General features: G+C 53.8%; 1 protein-coding gene and 1 pseudogene. Both read left to right on the plus strand.

Annotated elements, in window-relative coordinates; translation table 11 throughout:
• The coding region (locus tag DWZ60_RS16915; protein ID WP_147397776.1) for an AAA family ATPase at window positions 1-635 on the plus strand (635 nt) is incomplete at its 5' end.
• An 85-nt stretch (window positions 636-720) separates the two neighbouring features.
• Window positions 721-1,227, plus strand: a pseudogene (locus DWZ60_RS16920) (type IV secretory system conjugative DNA transfer family protein); the annotation flags it as partial.
• Between the last annotated feature and the right edge of the window lie 103 nt (window positions 1,228-1,330).

Consider the following 1,330-nt stretch of genomic DNA (forward strand, 5'->3'; position numbering starts at 1 on the left):
AGAACGGGGCGCGGCTGATTATCCTTGACCCCATACAGGCGTACATGGGCGAAAAAACCGACATGAACCGGGCAAACGAAGTGCGCCCCATGTTCCGCCGCCTTGCCGATGTTGCCGAGCGTACCGGGTGCGCCGTTATCCTTATCGGACATCTCAACAAAGCTGCCGGAGGGCAGAGCGCATACCGGGGCTTAGGTTCTATCGACTTCCGCGCCGCAGCAAGGAGCGTCCTGCTGATCGGGCGCGTGAAGCGAGAACCGAATGTGCGCGTTATCGTCCATGACAAATCTTCCCTTGCGCCGGAGGGCAAGCCCGTTGCCTTTTGCCTTGACCCGGAAACGGGCTTTTCGTGGATAGGCGAATATGATATAACCGCCGACGAGCTGCTGTCCGGCGCGGGCGGGAACACCGCCACCAAGACCGAACAGGCGGAACGGCTGATACTGGATTTACTGGCAGACGGGAAAGAGCTTGCCAGCGAGGACATTGTAAAAGCCGCAGCCGAAGCCGGAATATCCGAAAGGACGGTACAGAACGCCAAGCGCAACATGGGCGGCATTTTAGGCGCAAGGCGTGTCGGCGGTCAATGGTACAACTTCATCAAGAAGAAGCAGCCACCCGAACCCGCAAGCTGAAAGTGCAAAACGCAGACCCTTTGCGCTTTGCACTTTCGCACTTTCACGATAATTTGCGTCAATAACTCAAAAAAGCACTTGACAAAACGCTTCATGGGGAACCCGTGAGGATATTGCACCTTACGTTGATCCTGTATTTCAGAACAACGTGATTCTGACGAAAACGGAGAGCCTGACAATGAACAGCCGCCCCAAGAACCCAAAGACCGCCAGAAACAAAAATGTGCTGGTGATTGGCGGCTCCGGTTCCGGTAAGACCCGCTTCTGGCTCAAACCGAATCTGATGCAGATGCACAGCAGCTACGTCGTGACTGACCCGAAGGGAACCATTTTGGTGGAGTGCGGAAAAATGCTCCAAAGGGGCGCACCCAAGCTGGGGAAGGACGGAAAGCCCATGAAGGATAAGCACGGCAAGGTCATTTATGAGCCGTACCGAATCAAGGTCCTAAATACCATCAACTTCAAGAAGTCCATGCACTATAACCCTTTCGCCTATATCCATAGCGAAAAGGACATCTTGAAGCTGGTAACAACGCTGATTGCCAATACCAAAGGCGAAGGCAAGGCCGGAGACGATTTCTGGGTCAGTGCGACACGTTCGCAGGCGGTAAAAAGTCTGCGCACAGTGTTGGTTTATTAAATAATAACCAGTCTGTGAACTGGTAATCCGATAGGTGGAATGATGGGGTAACGCC

Origin of the sequence: Blautia sp. AF34-10 (assembly GCF_003477865.1) — a bacterium.
In the GTDB taxonomy this organism is placed as follows: domain Bacteria; phylum Bacillota; class Clostridia; order Lachnospirales; family Lachnospiraceae; genus Fusicatenibacter; species Fusicatenibacter saccharivorans.